This window comes from Candidatus Accumulibacter sp. ACC012 (genome assembly GCF_907163155.1).
GTDB classification, from domain to species: Bacteria; Pseudomonadota; Gammaproteobacteria; order Burkholderiales; family Rhodocyclaceae; genus Accumulibacter; species Accumulibacter delftensis.
On sequence record NZ_CAJQUC010000003.1, the window covers coordinates 762,272 to 784,888 of the forward strand.

A 22,617-nucleotide genomic window follows, 5' to 3' on the forward strand; every position below is an offset into this window, starting at 1 on the left:
CGCGTCCTACCGGACCAACGGTCGAATGCTGGAAAAGCCGGCATCCATCGACCACACCTGGCCGGTCACCCGGGCAGCCTTGTCCGAGAGCAGCCAGACCATCAGTTCGGCCAGTTCGTCGGGGGAACCAATACCCGGTAAGGGGTACTGGCGAGCCGCCGCGTCGCGGCCCATCGCGGTACCGAGAATGGCGGTGGAGGCTGGCGTGTCCATGATGCCGGGGGCGACGGCATTGATGCGGATGCCATTGCTTTCGTAGGTCGCCGCCGCGCTGCGTACCAGTCCTTCGACGCCGGCTTTCGCTGCCGCAACCGCCTCGTGATTCGGAGTGCCAATCCGCGCTGCAGCCGACGAGACCAGCACCGCCGCTCCGGGGCCCTTGGCATCGCGCAAGGCGCCGACAAAGGCGGCCAGCGTATGGAAGGCGCTGATCAGATTGGCGTTGAGGCAGGCAGCGAAGTCGACCTCGGACATGCGATGCAGCGCGCCCAAGCGGATGTTGCCGACGCAGTGCGCGAATGCCGTGGGCAGCATTTGATGTGCTTTGGCGACCTCGAAAATGTGGCGCGATCCGGCAACGCTGGAGCAATCAGCGACCACCTGAACGTGGCTGTCCCCGTAGCTGCGGGTCAAGCGCTCACCCTCCCGGCTGGTCACCAGCAGTTTCCAGCCTGCCTCTGACAGTCTGGTCGCCACCGATTGACCCAGTCCGCCTGACGCTCCAGTAATCAGGGCTACTTTTTCCATGGTATCTCTTCTCCAGTTTCACCGGCTTTTTGGGAGGCGACTCCCCTGAGCGCCGCCGAGAGCATCCGTTTGAGCGATCGAAAGATATTTTGTGTTAGACAAAAAAGAAAAATGTAGATCACAAATCCCCGTCGTTTAGCGTATATTACGCATCAGACTTTCGGTTGTCCAGGACAAAAATGAAAAAGGCAGTGAAACCATCTTCCGCACCCGGATCCGAGGTGCAGGCGTTTGCTTCACAGGCTGCTCGCCGCCTCAACCCGAAGAAACTGCGGCTCAGCAAGTGGACGGCTGCTTCCCCGTATGGCAAGGAAAGGCACTTCATGGTTACCGAGGTGATTCAGCCCGGGCAGCCGGCTACCCGCATTGAAACCATCGTTCTGGAAGCCGTGTATTCTGGGCGATTGTTTTCGCTATCCTGGCGTGATCTAAGCGATGGCCGGCAGTGGCTGCAAGGCTGGCAATGACTTGTGCCGGGAAGAATCCACGCACCGGCTCGTCCGACCGATGATTGACAAAAAAACATGCGTCCGACTGTCCATCTTGCGCTGATCGGTGCCGGTATCGCCGGCCTGGCCTGCGCCACAGCACTTCAACGGGCTGGCCTCGAAGTCAGTCTGTTCGACAAGAGTCGCGGCCCCGGTGGGCGCATGAGCACCCGTCGGGGCGCCGACTGGCAATGCGATCACGGTGCCCAGTATTTCACTGCTCGCGACCCCGCCTTCCGCGCCGAAGTGGCGCGCTGGCAGCGCGCCGGGGTCGCAGGCGTCTGGGAACCAAGGCTGGGGACGTTTGATGGAGCTTCGCCGCAAGGACGCGAGTCGACCGTCGAGCGCTTTGTCGGTGTGCCTGCCATGACGGCGCCTGCCCGTTATCTGGCCAGCGCACTGGCCGTGCACGCACTAACGAACATTGAGCAACTGAGGCAGCAGACGCACGGCTGGCAGATCCTTTCGGCTGAGCAAGGCTGGCTGGAGACGCGCTTCACTGCCGTTCTGCTGGCCGTACCTGCGCCGCAGGCGGTACCGCTATTGCAGCAGGCGGCCCCCGAGCTGGCGGCACTGGCCGGCAGCGCTGTGATGCGCGGTTGTTGGGCACTGATGCTGCGTTTTGCTGCGCCGGTCGACCTGCCCTTCGATGCCGCCTTCGTCAATCAGGGCCCACTGCGCTGGATCGCCCGCAACAGCAGCAAGCCGAGCCGCCGCGGCGAGGAAACCTGGCTCCTGCACGCATGCGCAGACTGGACTGAGGCGCATCTGGAGGAAGGTTCCGAGAGCGTCGCCGCAGCCCTGCTGTCTGCCTTTGGCCAACTCGGCGGTCCGGCGCCACAGGATTGGACTGTGCACCGCTGGCGTTACGCCGACACCGAACCGGCTCTCCACGAGGTTTGCGCCTGGCGTCCGGACATTGGACTGGGCCTTTGCGGAGACTGGCTCAACGGCGGCAAAGTGGAGGGTGCCTGGCTCAGTGGCCAGGCGCTGGCCGAACAGGCGTTGCGGTCGTTCGCTCGATGCTGACGGCCGGACCTGGTCAGATGCGGCCTGGCACGATGACCAGTCGATCATGTTGACGCCCCAGGACCTATGCCAGGGCAGCCGGCTTTGGCAGGAAATTGCATGAGTCCCGGCACAACCCTTCGGCTGATTCTCGGGGACCAGCTCAATCCACAGCACACTTGGTTCGAGCAACAGCGCGACGACGTGCTGTACGTCTTCATGGAAATGCGCCAGGAAACCGACTACGTGCTGCACCACGCGCAAAAAATCATCGCCATCTTTGCCGCGATGCGCGACCTGGCCCGTCAGTTGCGTGCGGCCGGACACTGCGTGCACTACCTGGCGATCGATGATCCGCACAACCGGCAAGCGCTGCCGGACAACCTAGATGCGCTGATGGTTCGGTTCCGCGTTCGGGCCTTCGAATACCAGGCCCCCGACGAATGGCGACTCGACGCGCAACTGGCCGACTATGGGCGGCGTCAATCCATCCCCACCAGAATGGTGGAAAGCGAGCACTTTTATACTCTTCGCGACGAGGCAGCGCGGCTATTTCCGGGACGTAAGCAATGGCTGATGGAGCGCTTTTACCGCCACATGCGGGTGCAACATCGCATACTGATCGATGGTGATAGCCGACCCGTCGGCGGTCAATGGAACTTCGACCACGACAACCGCAAGCCCTGGCCAGGGCTACCGTCCGAACCCGCAGACTTGCGGGCGTCTCACGACCATTCAGCGCTCTGGCAGACGATCGTCGCCGCAGGCGTCAGCAGCTTCGGCGAGGCCAACGCGGCACAGTTGGCCTGGCCGCTCAATCGCGCCGAAGCCTTGCAGCAACTTGACGCCTTCATCGCGAGGGCGCTGCCGCACTTCGGCGACTTTCAGGACGCGATGAGCCATCGCGCCTGGCGAATGTTTCACTCGCTCTTGTCATTTGCACTCAACACCAAGATGCTCGGCCCGCGCGAGGTCGTTGCCAGGGTAGACGCCTCCTGGCGCGCGGGGCGGGTATCACTGGCAACTGCCGAGGGCTTCATCCGGCAGATCATCGGCTGGCGCGAGTACATTCGTGGCTTCTACTGGGCGCACATGCCGGAGTATGTCGAGAACAACATATTCGGCCACGTCCGGTCGCTGCCGGAATGGTTCTGGGACGGTCAGACCAGGATGCGCTGTCTTGCACTCGCCATTGGCCAGTCTCTCGAACAGGCCTACGCCCACCACATCCAGCGACTGATGGTGATCGGCAACTTTGCGCTGCTGGCCGGCCTCGACCCCTCTGGCGTGCATCGTTGGTATCTCGGTGTCTATGTCGACGCTTTCGAATGGGTCGAACTCCCCAACACCATCGGCATGAGCCAGTTCGCCGACGGCGGACTCCTGGCCACCAAGCCGTACGTATCCAGCGCCGCCTACATCGATCGCATGAGTGACTACTGCAAGGGCTGTCATTACGACAAGAAGCTGCGTACCGGCGAGCGAGCCTGCCCCTACAACTCGCTCTACTGGGACTTCTTTGCGCGCAACGCTGGAAAACTCTCGACAAATCCGCGTCTCGGCATGGTCTATCGGCAGTTGGCGAAGATGGATGAGGCGACGCGAGGTTCGTTACAGGAGCATGCAGACGAGCTACGCCGCTCGCTGGATCGCCTGTGATCTTTCATCCCGATGGCTGGCGACCACGGCAAGGAGATCCCGCAACGCTCCGATCTTCGCGGCACCGGGCCTGGCGTCGTGATTCCCGAGTTGCGGGCCGGACCTTCCTTGTCATGCCATGCCATACTGGCCCACTTCTAACTTTGGGGAAGGCCTTGCGAATCGTTCGAAAAAACACCGGATTTTTGATTGCGAGCCTGGCGATACTGCTCAGTGGATGTGCCTCGGATGCGCCGAAGCCCCACGCCAGCGATGCTTCCGACAGCATCGCTCCGCACCTGGCCTGCACGCTCTCCAGCAACTGTGCCAACTCTCTGGGCACTGGCAGCCTGGTGCCGCTGCGCTATACAGGCACCCCCGCGCAGGCCATGGCAATGCTGCAAGCCACGCTGAAAACCTTCCCCGAGGCAACAATCGTGCACAGTGAAAATCTTGCGCTGGAAGTGATCTTCACCACGCCCGTTGGCTTCAGGGACCAGGTCAATTTCAGGATCGACGCGGCGATGCAGCGCATTGACTTTCGATCACGGTCGTTGTTCGGGTTTTTCGATTGGGGTAAAAACCGTTCGCGGATGCAGGAATTCGCTGTTCGCTTCGAGCGTGCGAGCGAGCGCTGATGGCCCGCTATTCGAAACCGGCGTCGAACCCGGCTTTTTTTACGGAATGGAAGCGATGAGCACAGATGTCGAGATGCAGAGGGTTCTGACGGACCTGTTTCAGGCGCAACGTTTCGCGGTGTTGGCGACCGATGACCACGGGCAGCCTTTCACCAGCCTGATGGCGTTTGTGGCCTCCGCCGATTTGCAGCAACTGGTCGTTCTGAGCGATAGGACGACGTGCAAGTTCGCCAACCTTGCGGCCAATTGTCGGGTCGCCATGCTGATCGACAACCGTGAGAACAAGGGCTCTGATACCAGGGATTCCGTGGCGGTAACCGCCATCGGAAAGGCACAGGAAGCGGGCCCTGGTGAACGCGCTCCTCTGCTCGAGTTGTTCCTCGCCTGCCACCCCTATCTGGCCGAGTTTGCAGCCTCTCCGACTTGTGCTGTTGTCCGGGTGAAGGTCGATTCGTACCTTCTTGTTTCCAGTTTTCAGAAGGTTGTCGAATGGCGCACCGGAGACTGATACCGTCGGTCGACTCGCGGCAGATTCGCAACTTCGGGGCAAGGCAACGGTCGATTGGAGTCGTCAAACCACCTTTGTTGGCCGTGAGGTCCCGCCATGAAATCTCTCAAGCTTCACATGCCAGCTGTCGCAACTGACAACGCGACACCCGCATCCAGCAGGCCGTTGATCAGAATCACAGCCGCCGCCGGTACCGCACTGTTGGTGCTCGTCCTGGCGTCGCCTCACCTCGCGGCCCAGGTGGTAGAGGTGCCGGTGGCCGTGCCCGCCGTTAACGCGTTGACGGAGAGTGCAGCTGAAGCGGGCACTACGAAGATCGTTACCCGTGATTTCGACTGGTTCGATAGGGCTCGCAACCGCGCCGTTCCGGTTCGCTTGTATCTTCCGGCCCAGACGGCGCCGGCGCAGAGACTGCCTCTGGTGGTTTTCTCGCACGGCATGGGCGGATCGCGGCGGGGCTACAGTTACCTTGGCGCGTACTGGGCCAGTCACGGCTATGCCAGTCTGCATCTGCAGCATGTTGGCAGCGACCGTTCGCTGTGGAGCGGTAACATCTTCGGCCTCGTCGGACGCCTGCAGGGGGCGGCCCAGGAAGAGGAGGCGATCGCTCGCGTCGAGGACCTGCGTTTCGCGCTGGACCAGGTTCTCGCCGATCAAGAACTGGGCTCGAGAATCGACGCCAAGCGCATAGTTGGCGCCGGCCATTCGTACGGCGCCAATACCGTTATGCTGGCCCTGGGTGCGCGCATCCTGCGCCAGGATCGCATCATTGACCTTTTCGAGCCGCGTCTCAGCGCGGCCGTTCTGCTTTCAGCACCGCCCTTCTACGGTGAAAGCAACATGGCTGGAATTCTCGCCGAGATCAGTGTGCCGACACTGCACATTACGGCGACTGAAGACATCATCCGCATTCCGGGCTACTACTCGGGGGTTGCGGACAGGATCGCTGTTTTCGACGCCATGCCTGGCGCCCACAAGGTTCTTGCCGTATTCGACGGCGGATCGCACAGCATGTTCACCGATCGTAATCGCACCGGCGGCGTCGCTCTCAATTCGTTGGTGAAGGCCGCGACAAGGGAGCTGTCGGTCGCTTTCTTCGAGAGTGCGCTGGGCGGCAGCAATGTGGCGCTGCGCAACTGGCCTGCACGCCACGACAGTATTCTCGCCAAGTTCCTTACCCCGGGCTACTAGGCCTTGCGTCGACGTGCTATCCCCTCTTGCTGACCGGATGCCGTGTGCCTCGCTTCGAATTCGAGCGTGTCAACCGCATCCCGATCGTCGCGCTCAATTGCGATGCCAAACAGACCCACGCCATTGGCGTTAGGCGCCAGAGGCCGCTCAAAAGCGCGAGCGTGAAGGCTTCGGCCTGGCGGCGCCGACTGGCGAGGCTCGGCAGCACTGCGAACACGGGCTGAGCAATAGCCGTGCACAATCGAGTCTATGATTATAATTGATTGGAACAATGCCCCAGGCCGTCCTAGACTTGGATCGTCTGGTGGACATACGGGTGATTCTGCAGGCAGACCCGTTGGCTGCGCTTCGTTTGTTGATCGGTGCCCAAACTCCAGATTGAATCGGGTAGTCAATTTCAAACATCCAAAGGAGAGAACCATGTCAACCGAAGCAAAGTGCCCGTTCGCGGGCGGCGCTGGCAGCCACACTGTCTCCGGAACATCGACCAACGCAGGCTGGTGGCCCAAGCAACTGAACCTCAAGATGCTGCACCAGCAGTCGTCAAAGTCCAATCCCATGGGCGAGGCGTTCAATTACGCCGAGGAATTCAAGAGCCTTGATCTGGATGCCGTCGTCAAGGATCTCCATGCGTTGATGTCCGATTCGCAGGACTGGTGGCCGGCGGACTATGGCCACTACGGGCCGTTCTTCGTCCGCATGACCTGGCATGCTGCGGGCACCTACCGCATCGCGGACGGTCGCGGCGGTGCAGGCACCGGCGCGCAGCGCTTCGCCCCGCTCAACAGTTGGCCGGACAACGGCAACCTCGACAAGGCGCGCCGCCTGCTCTGGCCGATCAAGCAAAAGTATGGCCGCAAGCTGTCCTGGGCCGACCTGATCGTCCTCACCGGCAACGTGGCGATGGATTCGATGGGCTTCAAGACCTTCGGTTTCGGCGCTGGTCGACCGGACATCTGGGAACCGGAGGACCATATCTACTGGGGCCCGGAAACCACCTGGCTGGGGGACGAGCGCTACACGGGCGACCGTGAGCTTGACAGGCCGCTTGGCGCCGTTCAGATGGGCCTGATCTACGTCAATCCCGAAGGCCCGAACGGCAGGCCGGATCCTCTTGCCTCGGCGCGCGACATCCGGGAGACCTTTGCCAGAATGGCGATGGACGACTACGAGACCGTTGCGCTCACCGCCGGCGGTCACACCTTCGGCAAGGCCCACGGTGCCGGCGACGCCGCCCACGTCGGTCGCGAACCGGAAGGCGCAGGCATTGAGGAGCAGGGCCTGGGCTGGACAAGCAGCTTCGGCTCCGGCAAGGGCGGGGACGCGATCACGAGCGGTATCGAAGGCGCCTGGACCCCCAACCCGATCCAGTGGGATGGCGGTTACTTCGAGACCCTGTTCGGCTACGAATGGGAGCTGACCAAGAGCCCGGCTGGCGCCCACCAGTGGCAGCCCAGGGACCCGGCTGCGGCGACCACCGTGCCGGATGCCCATGATCCGGCCAAACGGCACGCGCCGATGATGACCACTGCGGACATGGCGATGCGCATGGACCCGGCCTACGAGAAGATCTCGCGCCACTTCATGCAGAACCCGGAGGAGTTCGCCGATGCCTTCGCCCGCGCCTGGTTCAAGCTGACCCACCGCGACATGGGCCCGCGCGCGCGCTACCTCGGCAAGCTGGTGCCGAAGGAAGCGTTGATCTGGCAGGACCCGATCCCTGCCGTCGACCATGCGCTGGTCGATGAGCAGGACATTGCGGCGCTGAAGGCCAGGATCCTCGCCTGCGGTCTGTCCATTTCCCAACTGGTCACGACCGCCTGGGCGTCGGCGTCCAGCTTCCGCGGCAGCGACAAGCGTGGCGGCGCCAACGGCGCGCGCATCCGCCTCGCGCCACAGAAAGATTGGGAGGTCAACCAGCCCGCTGATCTGGCGAAGGTGCTGCCGTCGCTAGAGGCCATCCAGAAAGCGTTCAACGGCGCGCAGTCCGGCGGCAAGAAGATCTCGCTGGCCGACCTTATTGTGCTTGGCGGCTGCGCAGCCATCGAGGCGGCAGCGACGAAAGCCGGCCACGAAGTAAAGGTTCCCTTCTCGCCGGGGCGCATGGACGCGTCTCAGGAGCAGACCGATGCAGACTCGTTCGCCATACTGGAGCCGACCGCAGACGGGTTCCGCAACTACGTCCGCAATGGGCACGAGGGATCGGCGGCCGAGTTGCTGGTGGATCGGGCAAACCTGCTGACACTGACCGCTCCGGAGATGACGGTTCTCGTCGGCGGCATGCGCGCGCTGGGTGCAAACGCCGGGAAGTCCAAACACGGTGTCTTCACCAAACGCCCCGAAGCCTTGACCAATGACTTCTTCGTCAATCTCCTCGACATGAACACCAAGTGGCAGAAGTCCGCCACCTCTGAAGGCGTCTTGGAGGGGCGTGATCGGGCGACGGGCGACCTGAAATGGACGGGCACGATCGTTGATCTCGTCTTCGGTTCGAACTCCCAGCTCCGGGCCCTCGCAGAAGTCTATGCGTGCAGCGATTCGCAGCCGGCGTTCATGGGTGATTTTGTGGCAGCCTGGAACAAGGTGATGAACCTCGATCGCTTCGACCTTGCATGACTTCAGAGAACAGATCCCGGACGTTCTCTGCCGCGCAGCCACGACCTGGAATCGGGCTATCCCGGACCGGGTAGAGGCCGCGCGAATGCCAGCCGGGGACTGTTCAAGGAAAAGAGATGCAATGGCACTCTCGTGAGTAGATAGGCTCCCATCACGCGGCGTCCTTTGCAAACTTTTTGCATGAACCCCATGAAACTCATCTGAAATCCGCTTCGTTCAGCAGCGGTGTTTGCCCCACGATGGGCAATGACAACTCTTCTTACCTTGACCCGCCCTAGCAGCCTGTCGGACTAACGGTCATGACATGGCGAGATACCCCGGATCATGAAAGTCATGACCGTTTTCCTCTCTTCCCCGACCCTTCTGCCGCGAGGGGAGAAGGGAGATTCGTGAGTCGCTTGCGCGACTTTCACATTAACAATGAATCGCGCCAGGTGATCCTGGTTCAGCCAGTCGTCTACCGACGGCGGTAGCAAGCAGATGGTCGGTCTGGCGGTCAGCGACGATAAACTTGGCCATGTGACGACTCGGTTGCTCGAAGAGATATGATTATATCATGCACGGATCTGGCGCCGGGAAAGTCCGACAGGCTGCTAGAGACGGCGCTACGCGGGCGAGTAGCGTTTCGCTTCATCAGTCGAAACGACCTACGGCGCGACGTCAGCTTCGTGGAACTCGCACGCCAGACCAACCGCTTCGCCAACGTCCTGCAGCGACTCGGCGTCGGCAAGGGCGAGCGCCTGTTCATTCTGGCCGGTCGGGTGCCGGACCTGTACACAGCGCTGATCGGCGCGCTGAACAACGGCAGCGTGGTCTCGCCGCTGTTCTCCGCCTTTGGTCCCGAGCCGATACGCACGCGCATGGCCATCGGCGAGGGCAGGGTGCTGCTGACCAGCGAGTCCCTGTTTCGGCGCAAGGTGGCCGGCATTCTCGGCCAACTGCCGGCGCTCGAGCACATTCTGCTGATCGGCGACGATGGCGGCCGGACCGACGTTCCCGGAGCCCTCGATCTGGCGACACTGATGGAGCAGGCCACGGATGACTGCGCGTCGTTCCAACCTCGGGCGAGGACATGGCCTTGCTGCATTTCACCAGCGGCACCACTGGCGCACCCAAGGCCGCGATACATGTCCACGCGGCGGCAATTGCCCACTATGCGACTAGCAAGTCGGGCATCGATGCCCGCCTGATGCGCAGGCGCGCAGGCGGCGGCATCGAAGAGGCCATTGCTGACGACGTCGAGGGAGAGCTTGCCCTGCGGGTCGGCTGGCCGTCGATGTTCCGCGGCTATCTCGGGCAGGAGGAGCGCTACCGCAAGTGCTTTTCCGGCGACCATTACCTGACCGGCGATCTGGTCAGGCGAGACGCAGAGGGCTGCTTCTGGTTCGTCGGCCGCGTCGATGACCTGATCAAGTTGGCCGGACACCTGATCGGCCCATTCGAGGTCGAGAGCGTCCTGATGGAGCATCCGGCCGTTGCCGAAGCCGGAGTCATTCGCAAGCCCGATCCGATGGCCGGCGCCGTGGTCAGGGCCTTCGTCTTGCTCAACCCGGCATTCGGCGAGAGCGAGTCCTTGCGCATGGAACTGCTCGGCCACGCATGCAGGCGCCTGGGCGCCGTCGTGGCGCCGAAGGAGATCGCGTTTTTGTCGACCCTGCCGCGTACGCGCAGCGGCAAGATCCTGCGCCGCCTCCTGAAGACGCGCGAGCTTGGACTGCCCGAGGGCGACACCTCGGCGCTGGGCGACTCGGGGTGAGCGCGCTTCGGGCAAGTCCGGCGCAATCCAGTGCGCACGACGTCAATCCGCACGCGCCACTTTGAAGCCGGCGAAGGACTGATTCACGGGCATCAGCTCAAGGCGGTTGATGTTTAGGTGCGGTGGCAACTCAGCGACCCACAGCATCGCGGCTGCGATATCGTCACCCGTCATTGGCGCGGCGCCATGGTAGAGCGCGTCTGACGCGGCCTGGTTTCCACCCGTACGCACCAGGGTGAACTCTGTTTCGACCATGCCAGGCTCTATGGAAGTCACACGAACGCCTGTGCCGTGTAGGTCGCAACGCAGCCCAAGTGAAAACTGCTCGACGAAAGCCTTGGTGCCACCATAGACGTTCCCGCCGGGATAGGGATAGGTGGCCGCGACTGACGACAGGTTGATGATGGCGCCCCGCCGGGAGACCAAACCAGGAAGCAGCTTATGGGTCAGCGATGCGAGCGCGGTCACGTTGGTGTCGATCATGGTCTTCCACTGCGCGAAATCTGCCTGCTGAGCAGGCGACGTCCCAAGCGCGAGGCCCGCATTGTTGATCAGCAGATCAATGTCGCGAAAGCCCTCGGGTAGCCTCGCGAGCGCCGCGTCGCGCGCGATTTCGTCGCAAACGTCGAAGACGGCAGGATGCAGCCTGTCGGCCCCGAGTGCGGCCAGAAGCGCATCAAGCCGCTCCACGCGGCGGCCCGTCGCGACGACACGCCAGCCCGCGGCGACGAACGCGACCGCAGCGGACTTGCCAATTCCGGCGCTTGCACCGGTTATGAGAACGGTTTTGGTCATGATATTCCTTTCCCCGGCGACGCCAAAGGGCGCGCGCTGAGTGGTTTGAAGGCTTGCTACTGAGATACGGTAACCGCAGTCTGCCTCTGCAAGAGGCACTTCACGGCGGTATCGATCATTCTGTCCCACGCGTAGACACGCAGCTTTGGTACGGGCGCGATCGTCATCCGTTCTTCCTTGTTGATCTTGACGCTTATCCAACCGAACGCGCTCCTGGCGCGTTTGACCACGATTTCTCGATCTCCAGCAGAGTCCGCTAGGGCTCTGCCGTGCTGCGGGCGCCGAGAATTACGTGATGCCGGCAACGATCTCACCAAAACGGCGTCGACGCCCGCTTCGGTATCTTCATCTTCCGCTCGCGAAGTCACTGAATTTTACGCCGCCCTTGGAAGGCTGAATTTCGGGGACGTTGCTGGTCAGAATATAGGCGATGCATTTCTTGATGTTGGAGAAAATGGTGCGCCCCTCCTCGATGGCTTGCACGATGGTCGCAAAGTTGTCGTCCATCGGCGCCATGTCCGCCGCCTCTTTCGCCACCTCGCTACCGGATACGCCGCCGTTCAGCGCTGGAGAACTGGCGGCGGCGCGCCGTCGCCACGCACCTGCTTGAGGTTGGCACCAATGTTCGTACCATACAACTTTTTCTCGGGCACCGCCGTCTGGCCATCACCTCGCGGTACCTGAAGGTGACCCGCAGCACGGTTTGCGCCACGACCAATCCCTTTGACCCGTTGCCCAAGGTGGCGGAGCTTCCACCCCTGACACCGACGCCGCCGGCTCATTTCTGAGGCCGGCGTTGCGCGCCACCGGGCTCGAACTGGCGGACATCTTTCGTCAGGCCGGGCCCCGCTATCGCGAGGACCACGCTGGCACACTCAGCCGTGGGCAGCATCGCGTCATGAGCGCGATCGAGCGTTGCCGCACGGCCGCTCTCGGCGGACATGTCAAACGGTGTGACGCCTGCGGTCACCTGCCCATTTCCCTCAACGAATGTATGCCACGCCCCATCGACTCAAGGGATCGCCGCGAGCGTTGGCGAACACCTCCGGCGTTGAGAGGGCACCTCGCACCGCCAACCATTCCGGTAGTGCGGCGGCGGCTGGTTTCCATAACGGCAATGCTCGCTCTCGACGGCCCTTGCCAAGCACACGGACACTGGCCGACTGCGCGCCCACATCGGCAATGTGCAGGCCCGTCAACTCTGACGCCCACAGGCCAGCACACACCCCCAGATGCAGCATTGCCCGATCCCGCACTCCGTCGCGGGTAGTCGGGTCAGGCGCATCGAGCAAGGCCTGAACCTCCTCTTTGTCGAAATGCGCAACCAGCCGTGTATCGGTCCGCTTGAACGGTATCGCAAGGACGCGGCGGACTTGTTCGAGCGCTGCCGGTTCGCGATGTTGGAGGAAGCGGAAGAATGATCGAATGGCCGCCAAGCGGACATTGCGCGTCTGCGCCGTGTTGCCGCGGTCGACCTCCAGGTGCCCCAAAAAAGCTGCGATCAACGCCGCGTCGAGTTGGTCCAGCCGAAGGGCCGACGGCGCAACCTTGAGCTTGAACGCGGCAAACTCGAACAAGGCCTGGAAACTGCAGGCGTAGGAGTCACAGGTGTGTTCGCTCGCGCCGCGCTGCTTACTCAGGTGATCGCGCAAGAACGCTTCGATGTGCGGGGCGATCAGCTCATCGCTGCTCCCCCGACAAGAACCTCTCACCGGCGGCAGCAATATCCACGAGCAACTCGGCAGTCGCCTGCAAGTACCAGTACGTCGCATCGATGTTCACGTGCCCGAGATAAGTCGCCAACGCCACCATCTGCTGTCCGATGCCTTGACGACCCGCTGGCGCTGACTCCAACGCTCTGACGGCGAACGTGTGCCTCAGCTCCTGCAGCCTCGGTCGGTGCCGGCGAGCTGCGTTTCTTTAATGTGAAAGTCGCGCAAGCGACTCACGAAACTCCCTTCTCCCCTTGCGGGAGAAGGGGCAGGGGAAGAGGGAAACGGTCATGACTTTCATGATTTGGGGTGTCTCCACGTGTCATGACCGTTAAAGCACTCGAACCGCTTCGGGTTCCGCGTGCGTTTGTCCGCTATCTGGCTCCGGTGCGACAGGCCGAGTGGGTGGTCTACGCCAAGCCGCCGTTTGGCGGCCCCGAGAACGTCCTCGAGTATCTCGGTCGCTTTACCCACCGGGTGGCCATCGCCAATAATCGGCTGACCGACTTTGCCGATGGCATGGTCTGCTTTCGCTGGGAGGATTACCGCCACGAGTCGCGGCAGAAGGTGAGGCGTCTCGACGAACAGGAGTTCATCCGCCGTTTCTTGCTGCATGTGCTACCCGACGGATTTCAACGGATCCGGCATTACGGCCTCTTGGCCAATCGCCATCGGGCCATCAAACCGGCCCGCTGCCGGCAGCTGCTCGCTGAACCTGCGCCGGTGTTCGAGAAGCCCGATACGCCGCTCGACTACCGCGACCGTTATCAGCTGCTTACGGGGAAGTCGCTGCGTTGACTGCCCGAAGTGCGGATGTGGACACATGCTTTGCATTGAAACCTTCCAACCGGGCACTTTGCCACGGGGAGCGCCCCACCAAGGCCGGCCCCAAAAGTCGGGCTTTTGCTTTCCGGCTTCCGGAAATCGCCTGCTAAGCAGCTGAGCGCAATCCAAAATCAGCGCCGCCAAAAAAACTCCGCGCGGTGCCGGGCCGGCTCTGCCCTGTCTGCCGCTGGTTCGGGATCAGAACATCACACCCCTGGCGACGATGCCATTGACGCCCTGACGCCAAGGACCTAGCATGGCCGGCCGGTTGCTTCCGGCGATGATTCTTCCGGAGACGCCCATGGATGTGGCGACAAACGATGCTGACCAGCGGGTCCGCCATTTCCGGCAGATCCTGATGTGGCCTTTGCAACTGATGCCGCTGGCCGAGGGCGGACCTTTCCAGAACCATAGTCAGCTGCTCGATCGGACCGATGCCGGCAACCCGTGGCGGGAACTGGCCGACGAGTTCAGCGGCGACCCCGAACAGTTTCACGAGCGCCATTACAGCGAGTTCGTGACCTTCCTGCCTTACGTCCAGCGCTTTCTCTACGGCGAAGGCGATGGCCAGAAAGGGAGCAATGCGCGCGACGGCGAATCGCCGATCCGCATCTTCCGTCGCCACGACGTGGCCAAAGTGCGCATGTACTACAAGGACCGCGACGAGCCGATCGATTTCGACATCGCGCACCTCGACCTCTATTTCTTCTACGACATCGAGGTGCTCATCCTGGTCGTCGAGATTTTCGCCGACGACCTCGAACTACGGCAGGTGCACGACACCCTGTACCGCTTCGGGCGGGCCTATCCGCCGTCCTGGGATGACGATGGCAGCGGTAGCCACTGCCTGAAGCGCAGCGAATGGATGGCGCCGGATGGCCGGGTGCTGGCCGCTTCAGACTACGAAAAACGCAGCAAGTACCTCACTTTCGTCTCGCGCTTTCGCGTTCCGTGCATCTCGTCCCATTGGGAGTTCCTGCTCCGGCCACTGGTGCTGCATCACTCCGACGAGGAAGGCCTGGTGCGCTACCGGCAGCTCGAGTATCACCGCATGCCGCTCCTCGCCTACCTGGCGATGGACGACCCGCGCGCCCTCAGCCGTGACGACTTTGCCCGTCTGGTGTTGGTCACCGGACCGGGGAAAATTGGCGCGCCGCCTGCTTCCGAGCTGCCGCTTGACGGTTTCGAAGCACGCTACTGCTACGACCGCTACTGGCACCCGCAAGCCGAGCAGCCAGGGAGCCGCCAGCTCTCCTGCGGGCACGCGGTAGTCATGGTCGGCAGTGCCCGCGACGCCTACTTCTGCGGCCTGGAGGACGGCCTGCTTGGGCAGTTTCGCCACCAGTTCTTCCTGCTGGCCTTGATTCCGCACTTTCACAAGGCTGCCTTGCTGATGCTCTCCGATCGCCTGGTGACAGCGCTCAATCACCTCCGCATCGGCCAGGCCGAGTCGGTCAAGGAATTCAAGCGTGCCATTCGGCAGATCCTCGAAGTCTTTCTGCGCTTCACCCATCGCTACTGGTTCTACGAGATTTCCGACCAGGCCCAGGCTCGCTCGATGTTCAGGCTGACCAGAAAACACCTGGGCACCGAGCGCCTGTATACCGAATTACGCGAGGAAATTCATGACATGAGCCAGTACCTCGACAGCGACAGCCTGCGCCGGCAGTCCAATACGGTCGTCCGCCTGACCGTGGTGACCACCGCCGGCCTGATCGCGACGATCACCACCGGCGTTCTTGGAATGAACCTGCTCGACGCCACGCACGTCCCCTTCGCCGACCGCCTGGCGCTGTTTGCGCTGGTCGCCGTGCCGTCGGCGCTACTCACCGGTTTTGCCATCGCCAAGTCGAAGGCACTCTCGGAGTTTCTCGAAGCGCTGTCCGACGAACGTCTCTCGCCGCGCGCCAAACTCGCCACGCTGACGGCCGTCTGGCGACGGCCGCGCCCACCCGCCGGCGGCTGAGCGGCGGGCTCTCGTCGGTCACGGCCAGGTTCGAACAATCGCTGCAACCCTCAGTCGGCGTGGTAGGTGGCGTTGATGGGAGTGCGCCCGTCGGGTCAGTTGCGTGATCTTGCGCTGTGCACCCTCTCCCGCTAGGGAAGTGGGGCTATTGGTGCTGTCGAGGGGAGTGCTGCGCTTCGTCGAAGCTGCGAGTCGCGCTGAAGAGGTGATGGCAGCCGGCGAGTCCGGCGTGTACCGTGGTATTTGGCGAACGCGTAGAATCACATTTGCACGAACGACATTGTCGGGTTCGCGCCCGCGTGAGGGAGTAGCCTGCGCCGTGGCAACGCTGAATGGGCGCAGGCAGAAATAGAGAGAGGTCTTGATGAATGATTTGTCACGTTCGCTGATTGCCGGTGTGGTCCTCGTGGGCCTCGCCGGAAGTGCTTACCTGTGGTGGCAGCAACGGCAAGAAGGACAAGCCGCAGCGCTGGCTCCGCTGGTGGCGCCAAATACACGCGCGGTGGAAGCGGTGGCGCCGGAGCCAGCGCCCGTACCGCTTCACCATGCCATCGAAGAGATCACGCCGCCGCTTGCGGAGCCTCTGCCGCCCTTGACGGATAGCGGCAGTGAAGTGAGTGACGCGCTGGTGGCCCTGCTGGGCCGCGAGCAGGTGCTGTCTTTCGTGGACGCCAGCGGTTTTGCGCAGCGCGTGGTGGCGACGGTCGATAGCCTGGCCCGTGGCCATGCGGCCTCACGCCTGTGGCCGGTGCATCCCGCACCCGGACGTTTTCAGGTCGTCGAGCGTGACGGCGCGACCTACATTGCCGACGACAACCGCGAGCGTTATAAAGCTTTCGTGCGTTTCGCATCGGCCATCGATACCGAGGCTGCGGTGGCCTTGTACCTGCGCATCTACCCCTTGCTGCAAAAGGCGTATGAAGACCTCGGCTATCCGGGCAAGTACTTCAACAACCGGCTGATCGAAGTGATCGACCAGTTGCTGGCGACTCCTGATCTGCTGAAGCCAGTTCGCCTGAGCCTGGTCGAAGTGAAGGGGCCGGGCGAGACGCCGTCGCCCTGGTTGCGATACGAATACGCGGACCCGGCGCTTGAGGCGCTCCCTGCGGGCCAGAAAATCCTGCTGCGCATGGGGCCGGGGAATGCTGGCGAGTTGAAGGCCAAGTTGCGCCAGTTCCGTCAGCGCGTTGCCAGCAGCGGCGTGACCGGCTAACGGTCATGACATGTCGAGACACCCCTGATGATGAAAGCCATGACCATTTTCCCTCCACTTGCAGTGCGCATTCCGGCTTGCACGCCGGAATCGTTCGCCGAGCGGGGAGTATGCTCCCCGAATTCCCCGCCTCACCCCCCGGCCCTTCTCCCGCGAGGGGCGAAGGGAGTTTCGTGAGTCGCTTGCGCGACTTTCACATTAACGCGCGGTAGCGGTTCAGGTCACTCTGCGGCCGGCCGGTCGGCAATCGGCGAGAAGGCGATTCCTTTGCCGGGCTTGAATCCCAGGCCCGTGGCAAGCGGCAGCAGCAGGTGACCATTGACGATCAGCGGTGGCGCGCCGGTATCTGCCGCTAACCATTGCGAGGTCGCCAGACCATGCGCCAGCTGATTGCCAATGGCGGCTGCGAGATGCGCGGCCGCCGTTACCCCGCAGGCGCTTTCCACGCTGCTGGTGACGACGCAATCCAGACCCGCAGCGAGCGCGCGCTGCGCGAGCCGGAACGCGGGCAGCAGGCCGCCGCAACGTGTCGGTTTGATCACCAGCCGGCGTACGGCTGACCTGCCCAGGAGGTGCTCGGCGTCGAGCAGCTCTGCCGATTCGTCGATGGCGATGGCGATCTTCGTTTGCGCTTGCAGGCTTAGCAGTCGCTCCAGGCTCGGCTCGGCGAGGGGTTCTTCGAGCATCTCGATCGGCATGTCGGCGCAGTGGCGCAGGAAGCGTTCGGCAGCCGTGCTGCTCCACGCGCGATTGGCGTCGAGTCGCAACTGAATGCCCGGCGGCAGGAGCGCGGTGACGCGTCGCAGGTGTTCGATTTCGTGGTCGATCGAGGCCACGCCGACCTTGAGCTTGAGTACACCGAAACCCGCGTTGCACGCGCTGCGTACGCTTTCGTCGGCAAGCCGGTCGATGCTGCCCAGCGCGGCGTTCACCGCCACCGCGGCGACTGCGGTAGCCGTTTCGAAGCCTTGCTGAGTGGTGCGCAGGTAGGTGGCGAGTGACAGTCCGGCGGCCTGGGCGGCGAGGTCGAGCAGCGCCATTTCGACCCCCAGGCGCGCAGCCGGCGCGTCACCGGGGGCGGGGCCGATGGCCTGGAGAGCGTCGCTTGCCTGCATGCCGAGCACGCGTCGTGCCTGCGCACATAGCCGCGATGCGGCGGCAGCGAGGGTTTCCGCAGCGCCTCCCGGTAGCGGCGCACAATCGCCGTAGCCACTCGCGCCGCTGGCGCTATCGAGGCGCAGCAGCCAGCCTTCGCGCTCGCTGAAGCCGCCGGCCGCGGTCTGCCAGCTGGCGCGCAAGGGCAGTCGATAGTGGTGGACGGCGGCGCTAGTGATCTTCATCGCTTGAAAGAAACGTTCAGCAACAGCAGAAGCTGCCACTGGACGCCGCATCGCGCTACGGGCGTTGCCGATATTTCGAGAAGTCCGGCGCCCGTTTTTCGAGCCAGGCGTTACGTCCTTCCTGGCCTTCCTCGGTCATGTAGAACAGGCCGGTGGCGTTGCCGGCGAGTTCCTGGATTCCCGCCAGGCCGTCGGTGTCGGCGTTGAAGCCGGCCTTGATCATGCGCAGCGCCATCGGCGACAGCTTGAGCATGTCGCGGCACCAGCGCACGGTCTCTTCCTCGAGTTCGGCGAGCGGCACGACGGTATTCACCAAGCCCATGGCCAGCGCCGCCGCGGCGTCGTACTGGCGGCAGAGCAGCCAGATTTCCTTGGCCCGTTTCATGCCGATGGTGCGCGCCATGAGGCCGGCGCCGAGGCCAGCGTCGAAACTGCCGACGCGCGGGCCGGTCTGCCCGAAGCGGGCATTGTCGGCGGCAATCGTCAGGTCGCAGACCAGGTGCAGGACGTGCCCGCCGCCGATGGCGTAACCGGCAACCATTGCCACCACCGGTTTCGGGCAACGGCGAATCTGCATCTGCAGGTCGAGGACGTTGAGATGCGGCATGCCCGCCTCATCATGGTAGCCGCCGTCGTCGCCGCGTACGGTCTGATCGCCGCCCGCGCAGAAAGCTTCGTGTCCGGCACCGCTCAGGATGATCACCCCGACCTGCGGATCGAACTGCGCCTGGTGGGTGGCGTCGATCAGTTGGGAGACTGTTTCCGGTCGAAAGGCATTGCGTCGTTCGGGCCGATTGATGACAATGCTGGCGATGCCTTCGGCGAATTCGTAGCGAATATCGGAGTAGGCCTTGCTGGCGGCACGTGGCTGCCAGTCGAGAGCGGGGCGGATCATGGGGACAATTTCCTCGGCAAGGGGGACGGCGGGCAGTATAGCCGCTGCCAAATAGCAAATAGCAAATAGCAAATAGCAATTGCCACCTACCCAATCACGATGGAGCGTTGGCAGGTTAATGTGTAAGTCGCGCAAGCGACTCACGAAACTCCCTTCTCCCCTCGCGGGAGAAGGGTCTGGGGAAGAGGGGGAACGGTCATGGCTTTCATGATTCGGGGTATCTCGACATGTCATGACCGTTAGCACGCGGCGCCGCCTGGCAAGCTGAGCGCTTCCGGGGCCCATCTTTTTCGCGGCGGGAGAGAGAGATGCATCGCAGGATACTGGCAGGTGATCGACTGATCGCGGCTTTCCTCATCGGCTGCGTGCTGTTCAATTATCCCCTACTGTCGCTGTTCGACCGGCCGAGCGAGATCTTCGGCATTCCGCTGGTTTATGCCTACATTTTTGCTGCCTGGGCGCTGGTCATTGCCTTGATGGCCTGGGCCGTCGAACGGCGCTTCAAGTAGGCGGCGGCGATGCTCGAAGCGCCGGTACTGATTACTGTCTCGCTGCTCTATCTGGGGCTGCTGTTTGCGGTGGCCTGGTGGGGCGACAAGCGCGCCGATCAGGGACGCTCGCTGATCGCCAGTCCGACCATCTACGCCCTGTCGATGGCCGTTTACTGCACGACCTGGACTTTCTACGGCAGTGTCGGGCGTGCTGCCGTTTCGGGAATCGGCTTTCTGCCCGTTTACCTGGGGCCGACGCTGGTCATGGGGCTCGGCTGGATCGTGCTGCTGAAAATGATTCGCATCGTCAAGGCAAACCGCATCACCTCGATTGCCGATTTCATTTCCTCCCGTTATGGCAAGAGTCATGGGCTCGGCGGCCTGGTGACGATCATCGCCGTGGTGGGCATCATTCCCTACATCTCGCTGCAGCTCAAGGCGGTCTCGAACACCGTCAGCCTGCTCTTCAGCTATCCGGAAATCGTCATGCCGCACCGCAGTGCGACGATGTCCGTAGGGGCAGACATCAGCTTCTACATTGCCTTGATCCTGGCCGCCTTTACCATCGTCTTCGGTACCCGCCATCTCGACGCTACCGAACGCCACGAAGGAATGGTGGCGGCGATTGCTCTGGAATCGGTGGTCAAGCTGGTCGCCTTCCTGGCCGTCGGAGTATTCGTGACCTACGGCGTTTTCGACGGTTTCGGCGATATTTTTGACCGCGTCGCGGAGCAGCAGGAACTGCAAAAGCTGATGACTGCGATTCCCTCCGGGGCGGGTTATAGCGGCTGGTTTTCGCTGGTCGTGCTGTCCGGTCTGGCGTTTCTCTTCCTGCCGCGCCAGTTCCAGGTCGCCGTCGTCGAGAACGTCAATGAGGCGCACCTGAAGCGGGCGGCATGGTTGTTTCCCCTATACCTGCTGTTGATCAATATTTTCGTATTGCCGATCGCGCTGGGCGGCCTGCTGCACTTCGCCGGACAAGGGGTTGACGCCGATACCTTGGTGCTCACCTTCCCGATGTCACAGCGCCAGGAAGGGCTGACGCTGCTGGCCTTCATTGGCGGCCTGTCATCGGCCACCGGCATGGTCATCGTCGAAACCATCGCCTTGTCGACCATGGTCTGCAACGACCTGGTGATGCCGATGCTGCTGCGCCACAAGCGGGCCGCGCTGGTCGAGTCGAAAGACCTCTCGGGCTTGCTGCTCGCCATCCGGCGTGGCGCCATCGTGGTCATCCTGCTGCTCGGTTACCTCTACTTTCGGCTGGCAGGCGAGGCTTATGCGCTGGTCGCCATCGGCCTCATCAGTTTTGCGGCGGTGGCGCAGTTTGCGCCGGCGCTGATCGGCGGCATGTACTGGCGCGGCGGTACGCGCGGTGGCGCGCTGGCCGGTCTGACGGCCGGTTTTCTGGTCTGGGCCTACACTTTGCTGTTGCCGTCGTTTGCGAAATCCGGTTGGCTTCCAGGTGATTTTCTCGCGCAAGGATTTTTCGGGATCGAGCTCTTGCGGCCGCAGCAGTTGTTTGGTCTCACCGGGATCGACGAAATCTCGCACTGCCTGTTCTGGAGTTTTTTCGCGAATATTGGTGCCTACGTCGCGGTATCCTTGCTGCGCCCGCCGATGGTCGCCGAGGCGACACAGGCGACCCTGTTCGTCGATGCGCTATCGGAAACCGGGCAGGGTGGGGCCGTGCTCTGGCGTGGCCGGGCGCAGGTCAGTGATCTGCAGGAGCTGGTCGGGCGCTTTCTTGGCCCAAGTCGTGCGCAATCGGCTTTTGCCGGTTTCGCGCGCCGCAACGGTCGCGACGGCGACTCAAAGCCCGAGGCCGATGCCAGGCTGGTGCAGTTCGCCGAATCCCTGTTGGCCGGCGCGATTGGCAGTGCTTCGGCGCGGGTGATGGTCGCCTCGGTGGCCAAGGAAGAGCCGCTGAGTATCGAGGAAGTGATGCATATCCTCGACGAAGCGTCACAGTTGCGCACCTACAGTCGTGAACTCGAGCGCAAGTCACGCGAGCTGACGGCGGCGACGCTGGAGTTGCGGGAGGCGAACGAGCGCCTGCAGGAGCTCGACCGTGTCAAGGACGACATCATGTCGTCGGTAACCCACGAACTGCGCACGCCGCTGACGTCGATCCGTGCTTTCTCGGAACTCTTGCGCGACGATCCGAAGATGCATCTCGCCGATCGCGTGCGCTTCCTGGGCTTGATCGTCAGCGAGGCCGAGCGTTTGACGCGGCTGATCAACCAGACGCTCGACCTGGCGAAAATCGAGTCCGGGCGAGCCGACTGGAACGGCTGCGAACTCGATCTGAAAGAGGTCGTCGAACAGTCGATCGCTGCTACCAGTCAGCTGGTGCACGAGAAAGAGGCGCACATCGAGGTCGATCTGCCCGATAATCTACCGCTGATTCTTGCCGATCGGGATCGATTGATCCAGGTGATGCTGAATCTGCTTTCCAATGCGGTGAAGTTCCTGACGCCGGGCAGTGGCCTGATTCGCGTGACCCTGAGTCGGCGGGACGATGGCCTGCAAGTCAGCGTTGCCGACAACGGACCGGGGATTCGCCCGGAAGATCAGCAACTGGTTTTCGAAAAGTTTCGTCAGGTCGGCGATACGATGACCGCCAAGCCATCGGGCACCGGCCTTGGGCTACCGATCAGCCGGCGTATCGTGGAACACTTCGGTGGCGAGCTGTGGGTTGAAAGCGTCCCGGGCGAGGGTGCCACATTTCGTTTCACCTTGCCTTTTGCACCTGTGCAGCCGCCAGCGGCGGCACCAGCAGAGTAGTCC

General features: G+C 62.7%; 18 protein-coding genes and 3 pseudogenes. 15 read left to right on the forward strand and 6 right to left on the reverse strand.

Translation table 11 applies throughout. The features are described from left to right. Positions 1 to 6 precede the first annotated feature (6 nt). Entirely contained in the window at positions 7 to 747 is a 741-nt protein-coding gene (locus QZ648_RS06770; protein WP_291996485.1) for an SDR family oxidoreductase, read from the reverse strand. Positions 748 to 926: 179 nt separating this feature from the next. On the opposite strand from QZ648_RS06770, the gene QZ648_RS06775 reads away from it, so the two are divergent. The 8 genes and pseudogenes from QZ648_RS06775 to QZ648_RS06810 form a co-directional block, all read left to right on the forward strand. Next, positions 927 to 1,214 carry a TIGR02450 family Trp-rich protein gene (locus QZ648_RS06775; RefSeq protein WP_366144069.1) on the forward strand — a complete coding sequence of 96 codons (288 nt, stop codon included), beginning with the start codon at positions 927 to 929 and terminating at the stop codon, positions 1,212 to 1,214. A gap of 57 nt (positions 1,215 to 1,271) precedes the next feature. Further along, positions 1,272 to 2,264 (forward strand): NAD(P)-binding protein, encoded by a 993-nt coding sequence (locus QZ648_RS06780; protein WP_291996486.1) that lies wholly within the window; start codon positions 1,272 to 1,274, stop codon positions 2,262 to 2,264. A gap of 99 nt (positions 2,265 to 2,363) precedes the next feature. Then, a complete protein-coding gene (locus tag QZ648_RS06785) occupies positions 2,364 to 3,902 on the forward strand; it encodes a cryptochrome/photolyase family protein (RefSeq protein ID WP_291996487.1) in 1,539 nt (512 codons plus the stop codon). Positions 3,903 to 4,057: 155 nt separating this feature from the next. Continuing rightward, entirely contained in the window at positions 4,058 to 4,519 is a 462-nt protein-coding gene (locus QZ648_RS06790) for a DUF1499 domain-containing protein (RefSeq protein ID WP_291996488.1), read from the forward strand. Between the two features lie 55 nt (positions 4,520 to 4,574). Further along, positions 4,575 to 5,027 (forward strand): pyridoxamine 5'-phosphate oxidase family protein, encoded by a 453-nt coding sequence (locus QZ648_RS06795; protein ID WP_169066283.1) that lies wholly within the window; start codon positions 4,575 to 4,577, stop codon positions 5,025 to 5,027. Between the two features lie 165 nt (positions 5,028 to 5,192). Continuing rightward, a complete protein-coding gene (locus QZ648_RS06800) occupies positions 5,193 to 6,218 on the forward strand; it encodes an acetylhydrolase (RefSeq protein ID WP_248595332.1) in 1,026 nt (341 codons plus the stop codon). Positions 6,219 to 6,638: 420 nt separating this feature from the next. Then, a complete protein-coding gene (gene katG, locus QZ648_RS06805; RefSeq protein WP_291996489.1) occupies positions 6,639 to 8,834 on the forward strand; it encodes a catalase/peroxidase HPI in 2,196 nt (731 codons plus the stop codon). A 608-nt stretch (positions 8,835 to 9,442) separates the two neighbouring features. Further along, a pseudogene (locus tag QZ648_RS06810) lies at positions 9,443 to 10,590 on the forward strand (AMP-binding protein); the annotation flags it as partial. Positions 10,591 to 10,632: 42 nt separating this feature from the next. Here QZ648_RS06810 and QZ648_RS06815 read toward each other — a convergent pair. Both QZ648_RS06815 and QZ648_RS06820 read right to left on the reverse strand, forming a co-directional pair. Beyond that, positions 10,633 to 11,385 (reverse strand): SDR family NAD(P)-dependent oxidoreductase, encoded by a 753-nt coding sequence (locus tag QZ648_RS06815; RefSeq protein ID WP_169066286.1) that lies wholly within the window; start codon positions 11,383 to 11,385, stop codon positions 10,633 to 10,635. Positions 11,386 to 11,730: 345 nt separating this feature from the next. Further along, positions 11,731 to 11,901: a hypothetical protein gene (locus tag QZ648_RS06820; protein ID WP_291996490.1), complete on the reverse strand. Its 171-nt coding sequence runs from the start codon at positions 11,899 to 11,901 to the stop codon at positions 11,731 to 11,733. A 50-nt stretch (positions 11,902 to 11,951) separates the two neighbouring features. Between QZ648_RS06820 and QZ648_RS06825 the strand changes: the two genes are divergently transcribed. Next, on the forward strand, positions 11,952 to 12,173 hold the full coding sequence (locus QZ648_RS06825; RefSeq protein ID WP_211203696.1) for a tyrosine-type recombinase/integrase: 222 nt from the start codon (positions 11,952 to 11,954) through the stop codon (positions 12,171 to 12,173). 8 nt (positions 12,174 to 12,181) lie between these two features. Next, positions 12,182 to 12,355: pseudogene (locus tag QZ648_RS06830) on the forward strand (transposase zinc-binding domain-containing protein); the annotation flags it as partial. Positions 12,356 to 12,368: 13 nt separating this feature from the next. Here QZ648_RS06830 and QZ648_RS06835 read toward each other — a convergent pair. Beyond that, positions 12,369 to 13,109, reverse strand: a complete 741-nt coding sequence (locus QZ648_RS06835; RefSeq protein WP_291996491.1) for a tyrosine-type recombinase/integrase — start codon at positions 13,107 to 13,109, stop codon at positions 12,369 to 12,371. 354 nt (positions 13,110 to 13,463) lie between these two features. On the opposite strand from QZ648_RS06835, the pseudogene QZ648_RS06840 reads away from it, so the two are divergent. The 3 genes and pseudogenes from QZ648_RS06840 to QZ648_RS06850 all read left to right on the forward strand — a co-directional run. Continuing rightward, positions 13,464 to 14,040: pseudogene (locus QZ648_RS06840) on the forward strand (transposase); the annotation flags it as partial. Positions 14,041 to 14,223: 183 nt separating this feature from the next. Beyond that, the gene (locus QZ648_RS06845; RefSeq protein WP_169066290.1) at positions 14,224 to 15,888 is read left to right on the forward strand and encodes a hypothetical protein; all 1,665 of its coding nucleotides are present in this window, start codon (positions 14,224 to 14,226) and stop codon (positions 15,886 to 15,888) included. 364 nt (positions 15,889 to 16,252) lie between these two features. After that, entirely contained in the window at positions 16,253 to 17,101 is an 849-nt protein-coding gene (locus tag QZ648_RS06850; protein WP_169066291.1) for a DUF3014 domain-containing protein, read from the forward strand. A gap of 221 nt (positions 17,102 to 17,322) precedes the next feature. Here the strand turns inward: QZ648_RS06850 and menC are convergent, their stop codons facing one another. Together menC and menB are read right to left on the reverse strand one after the other, a co-directional pair. Then, on the reverse strand, positions 17,323 to 18,441 hold the full coding sequence (gene menC / locus QZ648_RS06855) for an o-succinylbenzoate synthase (protein ID WP_169066292.1): 1,119 nt from the start codon (positions 18,439 to 18,441) through the stop codon (positions 17,323 to 17,325). A 55-nt stretch (positions 18,442 to 18,496) separates the two neighbouring features. Continuing rightward, positions 18,497 to 19,336: a 1,4-dihydroxy-2-naphthoyl-CoA synthase gene (gene menB / locus QZ648_RS06860; RefSeq protein ID WP_169066293.1), complete on the reverse strand. Its 840-nt coding sequence runs from the start codon at positions 19,334 to 19,336 to the stop codon at positions 18,497 to 18,499. Positions 19,337 to 19,644: 308 nt separating this feature from the next. Between menB and QZ648_RS06865 the strand changes: the two genes are divergently transcribed. Beyond that, positions 19,645 to 19,845, forward strand: coding sequence for a hypothetical protein (locus QZ648_RS06865; RefSeq protein WP_169066294.1), 201 nt, complete (start codon positions 19,645 to 19,647; stop codon positions 19,843 to 19,845). A 9-nt stretch (positions 19,846 to 19,854) separates the two neighbouring features. Then, positions 19,855 to 22,614, forward strand: a complete 2,760-nt coding sequence (locus QZ648_RS06870; RefSeq protein ID WP_291996492.1) for a sensor histidine kinase — start codon at positions 19,855 to 19,857, stop codon at positions 22,612 to 22,614. Positions 22,615 to 22,617: the final 3 nt, after the last annotated feature.

Excerpts from the sequence above, each read along its gene's own strand:
- QZ648_RS06770 (WP_291996485.1), bottom strand. The coding sequence starts at position 747 with ATGGAAAAAGTAGCCCTGATTACTGGAGCGTCAGGCGGACTGGGTCAA.
- QZ648_RS06775 (WP_366144069.1), top strand. The coding sequence starts at position 927 with ATGAAAAAGGCAGTGAAACCATCTTCCGCACCCGGATCCGAGGTGCAG.
- QZ648_RS06780 (WP_291996486.1), top strand. The coding sequence starts at position 1,272 with ATGCGTCCGACTGTCCATCTTGCGCTGATCGGTGCCGGTATCGCCGGC.
- QZ648_RS06785 (WP_291996487.1), top strand. The coding sequence starts at position 2,364 with ATGAGTCCCGGCACAACCCTTCGGCTGATTCTCGGGGACCAGCTCAAT.
- QZ648_RS06795 (WP_169066283.1), top strand. The coding sequence starts at position 4,575 with ATGAGCACAGATGTCGAGATGCAGAGGGTTCTGACGGACCTGTTTCAG.
- katG (WP_291996489.1), top strand. The coding sequence starts at position 6,639 with ATGTCAACCGAAGCAAAGTGCCCGTTCGCGGGCGGCGCTGGCAGCCAC.
- QZ648_RS06815 (WP_169066286.1), bottom strand. The coding sequence starts at position 11,385 with ATGACCAAAACCGTTCTCATAACCGGTGCAAGCGCCGGAATTGGCAAG.
- QZ648_RS06820 (WP_291996490.1), bottom strand. The coding sequence starts at position 11,901 with ATGGCGCCGATGGACGACAACTTTGCGACCATCGTGCAAGCCATCGAG.
- QZ648_RS06845 (WP_169066290.1), top strand. The coding sequence starts at position 14,224 with ATGGATGTGGCGACAAACGATGCTGACCAGCGGGTCCGCCATTTCCGG.
- QZ648_RS06850 (WP_169066291.1), top strand. The coding sequence starts at position 16,253 with ATGAATGATTTGTCACGTTCGCTGATTGCCGGTGTGGTCCTCGTGGGC.
- menC (WP_169066292.1), bottom strand. The coding sequence starts at position 18,441 with ATGAAGATCACTAGCGCCGCCGTCCACCACTATCGACTGCCCTTGCGC.
- menB (WP_169066293.1), bottom strand. The coding sequence starts at position 19,336 with ATGATCCGCCCCGCTCTCGACTGGCAGCCACGTGCCGCCAGCAAGGCC.
- QZ648_RS06865 (WP_169066294.1), top strand. The coding sequence starts at position 19,645 with ATGCATCGCAGGATACTGGCAGGTGATCGACTGATCGCGGCTTTCCTC.
- QZ648_RS06870 (WP_291996492.1), top strand. The coding sequence starts at position 19,855 with ATGCTCGAAGCGCCGGTACTGATTACTGTCTCGCTGCTCTATCTGGGG.